Source organism: Streptomyces sp. NPDC001002 (assembly GCF_053599215.1).
In genome coordinates, this window is sequence record NZ_JBSFLV010000116.1 from 21,446 (window position 1) to 28,136 (window position 6,691).

A 6,691-nucleotide genomic window follows, 5' to 3' on the forward strand; every position below is an offset into this window, starting at 1 on the left:
GAAAGAAGCAGTGATTTCCATGGCCAAGCGAATTGACGTCAGCGGCCTCAGCGCCTACTACGGCTCCTTCCGCGCCATCGAGGACATCTCGATGGCCATCGAGCCCCGGAGCGTGACGGCCTTCATCGGCCCGTCCGGCTGCGGCAAGTCCACGTTCCTGCGCACCCTGAACCGGATGCACGAGGTCACCACCGGTGGCCGGGTCGAGGGCAAGGTCATGCTCGACGACGAGAACCTGTACGGCGCCGGGGTCGACCCGGTGGCCGTGCGGCGTGAGGTCGGCATGGTCTTCCAGCGGCCCAACCCGTTCCCGACGATGTCCGTGTTCGAGAACGTCGCGGCCGGCCTGAAGCTCTCCGGCTCGTACAAGAAGAACGAGCTCAACGACATCGTCGAGAAGTCGCTCAAGGGCGCGAACCTCTGGAACGAGGTCAAGGACCGGCTGAACAAGCCCGGTTCGGGTCTCTCCGGCGGTCAGCAGCAGCGTCTGTGCATCGCCCGCGCGATCGCGGTCGAGCCCAAGGTGCTGCTGATGGACGAGCCCTGCTCCGCCCTCGACCCGATCTCCACCCTCGCCATCGAGGACCTGATCGGTGAGCTGAAGGAGCGCTTCACGATCGTCATCGTGACGCACAACATGCAGCAGGCGGCGCGAGTCTCGGACCGTACGGCGTTCTTCAACCTGGCCGCCGTCGGCCAGCCCGGCAAGCTGATCGAGATCGACGACACGGAGCGGATCTTCTCCAACCCGTCGGTCCAGGCGACCGAGGACTACATCTCCGGCCGCTTCGGCTGAGCCGAACCCGAGCCGGAACGACCCCTCGCGGTGCTGCATGGCGGTGCCACCGTGAGGTCGATGAAGGGCCCGCCCCTGGCTCCCGGGGGCGGGCCCGTCGTCGTTGTCCGACCGGTTCGACCGGTTCTACGGGACTACAGGAACGCCAGGTTCACGAGCCCGAACGACCCCGCCGCCACCAGTGCCGCCGCCGGCATCGTGATGAACCAGCCCAGGACGATGTTCTTGGCGACCCCCCAGCGCACGGCCTTCACGCGCTTGGTGGCGCCGACGCCCATGATGGCGGAGGTGATGACGTGGGTCGTGGAGACCGGGGCCTTGAAGAGGTATGCGGTGGTGAACATGATCGCCGCGCCGGTCGTCTCGGCGGCGAAGCCCTGCGGGGGATCGAGCTCGATGATCTTCCGGCCCAGGGTGCGCATGATGCGCCAGCCGCCCGCGTAGGTGCCCAGCGACAGCATCAGGGCGCAGGCGATCTTCACCCAGACCGGGATCGGGTCGCCGTACGTCTCGTGGCCGGAAATCACCAGTGCCATCACCACGATGCCCATGGTCTTCTGCGCGTCCTGCAGACCGTGACCGAGGGCCATGCCGGCCGCGGACACCGTCTGCGCGATGCGGAAGCCCCGCTTGGCCTTGTGCGGGTTGGACCGCCGGAACATCCACATGATCGCCGTCATGACGAGGTAGCCGGCCACCAGACCGACGACCGGCGACACGAACATCGGGATGACGACCTTGTCGAGCACGCCGTGCCAGATCACGTCGGTGCCACCGGCGAGGGCCGCGCCCACCATGCCGCCGAACAGCGCGTGGGAGGACGAGGAGGGCAGGCCGAAGTACCAGGTCACGAGGTTCCAGACGATGGCGCCGACCAGTGCCGCGAAGAGGATGCCCATCCCCTTCGAGCCCTCGGGCGTCTCGATCAGGCCCTCGCTGACGGTCTTGGCGACACCGGAACCGAGGAAGGCACCGGCGAGGTTCATCACGGCGGCCATGGCCAGCGCCGCCCGCGGGGTCAGCGCCCGCGTCGACACGGACGTCGCGATCGCGTTCGCCGAGTCGTGGAAGCCGTTGGTGTACGTGAAGAAGAGCGCGACCGCGATGGTCACGATGAGAGCGAAGGTGTCCATCGACGCCTCAGGACTCCTTGACGGCGATGGTCTCCACCGTGTTCGCCACATGCTCGAACGCGTCGGCCGCCTCTTCCAGGACGTCCACGATCTGCTTGAGCTTCAGCACCTCGATGGCGTCGTACTTGCCGTTGAAGAGATGTGCAAGAAGCTTTCTGTGGATCTGGTCGGCCTGGTTCTCCAGGCGGTTGACCTCGATCCAGTACTCGGTGAGGTTGTCCATCGTGCGCAGGTTCGGCATGGCCTCTGCGGTCAGTTCCGCGGCCCGCGCCAGCACCTCGATCTGCTGCTCGACGCCCTTGGGCAGCTCCTCGACGTTGTAGAGGACGACGAGGTCGACGGCCTCCTCCATGAAGTCCATGATGTCGTCGAGGCAGGACGCGAGGTTGTAGATGTCCTCGCGGTCGAAGGGCGTGATGAACGAGGAGTTCAGCTGGTGGAAAATCGCGTGCGTGGCGTCGTCGCCTGCGTGTTCGGCTGCCCGCATGCGCTCTGCGATCTCGGCCCGGCCGGCGGTGTCCGCCCCGAGCAGTTCCATCAGGAGTTTCGAGCCCGTGACGATGTTGTCCGCGGACGCGGCGAACATGTCGTAGAAGCTCGTCTCCCTGGGGGTCAGACGAAAGCGCACAAGGGGTCCTCGGATTGCATCGGTTTCGGTCAGGCTGATGCTAAGGGCATCATCCGGCCACGGCTAATGGGCCGCCCACCAGTGTCGCCCATCGGGCACGGTGATCAGCACGAGGGCGTACCAAGGGCCCTATACCCAGCAAAGTTCGTTACCATATACCCAGCAGGGGTATGTGATCGCCCCGTGACACGGAGGACGCGATGACGACGACAGAGGCCGGCGCCACGGCCCCCTCCGAGGACATCGAGAGCGGCGGCCACGAGCACGTCACGCACGGCTATCACAAGCAGAAGGACGAGCACCTCAAGCGGCTGCGCCGGATCGAGGGCCAGATCCGCGGCCTGCAGCGCATGGTCGAGGAGGACACCTACTGCATCGACATACTCACCCAGGTGTCCGCCTCCACCAAGGCCCTGCAGTCGTTCGCGCTGCAGCTCCTGGAGGAACACCTGCGGCACTGCGTCGCCGACGCGGCCCTGAAGGGCGGCGACGAGATCGACGCCAAGGTCGAAGAGGCCACGAAGGCCATCGGCCGCCTGCTGCGCACCTGAGCGCCCGCGGCAAGAGGCCCGTTCACCGGCCGACCGGCTCCTCGCGTTCTTCGGCCACTCTCAGCACCTCGTCGATGCAATCCATGCTGAGCCGGTCCTCGCGCGCGGCCGAGGCCGCGATGATCAGGTCTCCGCACAGCTCGATCTCGGCGAGGGCCACGTGGTCCTGAACTGCCGTACCGCCGACCGGAGCCACGTGCATCACCTCTTCTCTGCCGTCACCGACTTCCTAGAGTAGGGAGCGGCCTACACACCGCGCATGGCACGGAAGGGCTAGTTCTTGACGCCCGTCACTGATCCACGCGCCCGCCTCATCCCTCTGCGATCTTCCCGGCGTAGATGTCACTCGCCTTCGGCAGGGATACGTCGACGGGGGCCCCGAAGTCGTACAGCAACGTCGTCGAGGCCACCGCGACGTTACCTTTCTGCAGGCCGTTCACGAAGCTGAACCGGTGTCTGACCTTGCGGATGCGGCCCTCGTCGTCGAGATAGACGTCGAAGGGCACCTCGGCGGTGGCGAACCCTTTCGCCGCCGCGGCCAGCGAGGCCCGGGCACCCGGGGAGGCGCCCCGCGCCGCGACCGTGAGATCGGCCACGCCGCGGTAGTGCCGCACCTCGGCGCCGGCCAGTTCGGTGCGGCCGAGGTAGCTCGCCGTGCGGGTGCCGCGCAGCAGCTCGGCGGCGGCGAACGGGTCGGTGGCCCCGCCGGTGACCAGGTTGCCGTCGGCGAGGGCCGCCGTCTCCACCCGGACCCACTTGTCGGCGGGGACCCCGGCGCCCCGGTTCTTCATGAACAGGGCGCCGGGCGCGAGGAGTTCGGTGATCGGCCGGTGCTCGGTGTGACCGGCGGGATCCTGCGGCAGCCGCACCTGGAGCCGGCCGAGCTGCTTGCGGTAGTCGTAGACGCCCTCGCCGCGGATGGTGACCCGGGTGCCGCCGGTGGCCATCTCCATCGACGTCCGCGCCTTCGAACTGCCCGCCTCCACCAGGGTCCCGGCGGCCCGGTGCAGGGTCCCGACCGGATCGGACGTGCGGGCGTCGGCGGTGCCGTCGGCGCCGGAACAGCCGCTCGTACCGAGGGAGCCGAGACAGACGAAGACGCCCGCGACGACCGCTCCGCCCATCCTGTGCTGGCGTTCCGCCATGGCCTGCTCACCCCCAGCCGGCCCGCCCGGCACGGGCCCCCTGTCGTTCCGCTTAACGAGGGGTGGGGGGTGCCGTCACGCGGATACCAGGCCCGCCGCCGGAGGCGGCTTATTTACACAGCACCCGCAGTGGGTAGCGTGGTGATCGTGCCGCACGAGGAACACCGGACGACCACCGTCGAACAGGGCAAGTTCTGCTTCGCCCGCTGCGTCTGCGGGTGGCGTGGTCCGGCCCGCAGAGCCCGCAGTCAGGCCCGGACGGACGCGGAGGTCCATCTGCATCCTCAGGCGTGACGCAGGGTCGTCAGCAGTTCGTCGACCAGGCCGCGGTCGCGGAACTGGGTCAGCCGGCTGCGGGCCGCGCCGGGGGAGAGCCACAGGATGCGGTCCACCTCGTCGTTCGGGGCGAAGTTGCCGGAGACGGCCTCGGCCGCCCAGTACCGCACCTGCTTGGGGCGGCCGCCCACGAAGTAGCGGACGGTGGACAGCTCCGTGCCCGGCTCGGCCGTGTACCCCGTCTCCTCGGTCACCTCGCGCAGGGCCGCCGCGAGCGGTTCCTCCCCGCGCTTCAGCTTGCCCTTGGGGTGGGACCAGTCGTCGTACTTCGGCCGGTGGACCAGGCAGACCTCGAGTGCGGAGTCGACGGGGGAGTGCCGCCACAGCACTCCGCCGGCGGCCTGGATCAGGCTGTTGTCGGTCTGGGTCACCTGGCCCGCACCTCCTGCTTTCGCGTCAACCGGCCCGCACGTCCTGCCGCTGGATCACCTGGCCCGCACTTCCTGCCACTGCGTCAACTGGCCCGCACTTCTTGCCTCTGCCACGCCTGCTGGAAGGCGAAACGGGCGCCCTCCACCTCGTGGCGCTGGTCGGCGTGGAGCACACCGAGGGCGTACGCCGTCGCCGGGGCGATGCGCGGGGTGCGGGCCGCCGAGGCCGCGGCGGCGGCCGCCTCCGAGGCGTCCCGGTGCCGGTTCAGGGCCTGGCCCGCGTCGAGCAGGCGGACGTCGACCAGGGCGTTCTCGCCGAGGAGGACCTCGCGGGAGTAGCGGTGCAGACGCAGCAGCAGCCGGACCTGGTGCCAGGGGGCGTCCTGCGGATGCGGGGCCGGGTCCGGGGAGAGGCCGTGGATCAGGGCCTCCGCGTTGTACGGATGCCCGGCGGTGACCAGCGGCAGTCCGCTCACGGCGTCGGTGAGCCGCTCCTGGGCCGCGCCGGCCAGCGGGCCGAGGTCGGCCCGGGCGGCGGCAGCGGTGAGCGGGACCTCGCTGGCCAGCACGGCGACCTTGTCGGCGACGGCGTGGAAGCGGGAGGAGCCGAGCGCCTGCAGCGCGGTGCTGTGGGCGCGGGTCCGGGCGAGGGTGAGCTGGCGCTCCAGGAGCGCGCCCGCCTTGGCCGCGCCCACGGTGAGGTTGCCGCGCTCCCCGCTCGCCTGCTCGGACCGGGCGGCCGGGGCCGGGCCGCCCGCGGACTGCGCGGGGAACACCGCCGCCCCCGACAGCCGGTGCAGCGCGAGCAGCAGCCGGTCGAGCCGGGCCGCGTACGCGTGCTCCATCGACAACGTGCCCGACAGCCAGGCGAGTTCGGGGCGCAGATTCTCCGACCAGTCGGTCTCCAGCAGGGGACGGAAGGTGTGCAGGCTGCCGCTGATACGGCGGACCGAGCGGCGCAGGGCGCGCGCCGCGTCGACGGACTCCTCCGTGCCGTTCGGGCCGCTGCCGGTCTCCCGGTGCAGCCGCAGGGCGCGGAGGAACTCCGTGGCCTGGGCCCGCAGGTAGCCCGCGAGGGCGTCCCCGGTGGGGGCGGTCCCGGCCACGGGATCCGTCGGGTCAAGGTGTTGCTGTGCCACGCCGGCGCCTCCGGGCGTCTATGAGCATCTCCTGGACGTTCCTCAGGGGTTGGCCGTCCGCGTCGGTGGAGTGGCGGGTCCACTCGCCGTCCGGCCCGAGGTGCCAGGACGAGGTGGTCTCGGACATGCCGGTCTCCAACAGCCGGTTCAGGGCTGCGCGGTGGGCCGGGTCGGTGACCCTGACCAGGGCCTCGATACGGCGGTCGAGGTTGCGGTGCATCATGTCGGCGCTGCCGAGCCACACTTCGGGTTCGCCGCCGTTGCCGAAGGCGAAGACCCGGGAGTGTTCCAGGAAGCGGCCGAGGATCGAGCGGACCCGGATGTTCTCCGAGAGGCCCGTGACGCCCGGGCGGACGGCACAGATGCCGCGTACCCACACGTCGGTCGGTACGCCTGCCTGGGACGCCCGGTACAGCGCGTCGATGAGTGCCTCGTCGACGATCGAGTTGACCTTGATACGGATGAACGCGGGACGTCCGGCACGGTGGTGCTGGACCTCCTTGTTGATCCGCGCGATCAGGCCGTCCCGCAGGGATTTGGTAAAGGGCGTACAGGTCGAGGTCAGCGCCAGCTTGTCTTCGGGCTACGCTAC

General features: G+C 69.6%; 9 protein-coding genes and 1 pseudogene. 3 read left to right on the top strand and 7 right to left on the bottom strand.

Going from position 1 to position 6,691, the window contains the following annotated elements; translation table 11 throughout:
* Positions 1-19: 19 nt before the first annotated feature.
* Complete coding sequence (gene pstB, locus ACWDR3_RS36065) at positions 20-796, top strand: phosphate ABC transporter ATP-binding protein PstB (RefSeq protein WP_123996599.1); 777 nt, start codon at positions 20-22, stop codon at positions 794-796.
* A 134-nt stretch (positions 797-930) separates the two neighbouring features.
* Here pstB and ACWDR3_RS36070 read toward each other — a convergent pair whose 3' ends face one another.
* Both ACWDR3_RS36070 and ACWDR3_RS36075 read right to left on the bottom strand, forming a co-directional pair.
* On the bottom strand, positions 931-1,929 hold the full coding sequence (locus ACWDR3_RS36070) for an inorganic phosphate transporter (protein ID WP_401715610.1): 999 nt from the start codon (positions 1,927-1,929) through the stop codon (positions 931-933).
* A 7-nt stretch (positions 1,930-1,936) separates the two neighbouring features.
* Positions 1,937-2,557, bottom strand: coding sequence for a DUF47 domain-containing protein (locus tag ACWDR3_RS36075; RefSeq protein WP_048585568.1), 621 nt, complete (start codon positions 2,555-2,557; stop codon positions 1,937-1,939).
* 200 nt (positions 2,558-2,757) lie between these two features.
* Here ACWDR3_RS36075 and ACWDR3_RS36080 point away from each other — a divergent pair, with 200 nt between their 5' ends.
* On the top strand, positions 2,758-3,108 hold the full coding sequence (locus ACWDR3_RS36080) for a metal-sensitive transcriptional regulator (protein WP_123996601.1): 351 nt from the start codon (positions 2,758-2,760) through the stop codon (positions 3,106-3,108).
* Positions 3,109-3,130: 22 nt separating this feature from the next.
* On the opposite strand, the gene ACWDR3_RS36085 is transcribed toward ACWDR3_RS36080, so the two are convergent.
* Entirely contained in the window at positions 3,131-3,310 is a 180-nt protein-coding gene (locus ACWDR3_RS36085) for a hypothetical protein (protein ID WP_123996602.1), read from the bottom strand.
* A 109-nt stretch (positions 3,311-3,419) separates the two neighbouring features.
* Entirely contained in the window at positions 3,420-4,253 is an 834-nt protein-coding gene (locus ACWDR3_RS36090) for a hypothetical protein (RefSeq protein ID WP_450356787.1), read from the bottom strand.
* A 147-nt stretch (positions 4,254-4,400) separates the two neighbouring features.
* Here ACWDR3_RS36090 and ACWDR3_RS36095 point away from each other — a divergent pair, with 147 nt between their 5' ends.
* The gene (locus ACWDR3_RS36095; RefSeq protein ID WP_450356788.1) at positions 4,401-4,547 is read left to right on the top strand and encodes a hypothetical protein; all 147 of its coding nucleotides are present in this window, start codon (positions 4,401-4,403) and stop codon (positions 4,545-4,547) included.
* On the opposite strand, the gene ACWDR3_RS36100 is transcribed toward ACWDR3_RS36095, so the two are convergent.
* The 3 genes and pseudogenes from ACWDR3_RS36100 to ACWDR3_RS36110 all read right to left on the bottom strand — a co-directional run.
* Positions 4,538-4,960 (bottom strand): NUDIX hydrolase, encoded by a 423-nt coding sequence (locus ACWDR3_RS36100; protein WP_450356789.1) that lies wholly within the window; start codon positions 4,958-4,960, stop codon positions 4,538-4,540. The two genes, ACWDR3_RS36095 and ACWDR3_RS36100, sit on opposite strands and share 10 nt — an antisense overlap.
* Before the next feature lie 83 nt (positions 4,961-5,043).
* Positions 5,044-6,099: a CHAD domain-containing protein gene (locus ACWDR3_RS36105; protein WP_450356790.1), complete on the bottom strand. Its 1,056-nt coding sequence runs from the start codon at positions 6,097-6,099 to the stop codon at positions 5,044-5,046.
* Positions 6,080-6,637, bottom strand: a pseudogene (locus ACWDR3_RS36110) (RNA degradosome polyphosphate kinase); the annotation flags it as partial. The gene ACWDR3_RS36105 and the pseudogene ACWDR3_RS36110, both read right to left, overlap by 20 nt.
* Positions 6,638-6,691: the final 54 nt, after the last annotated feature.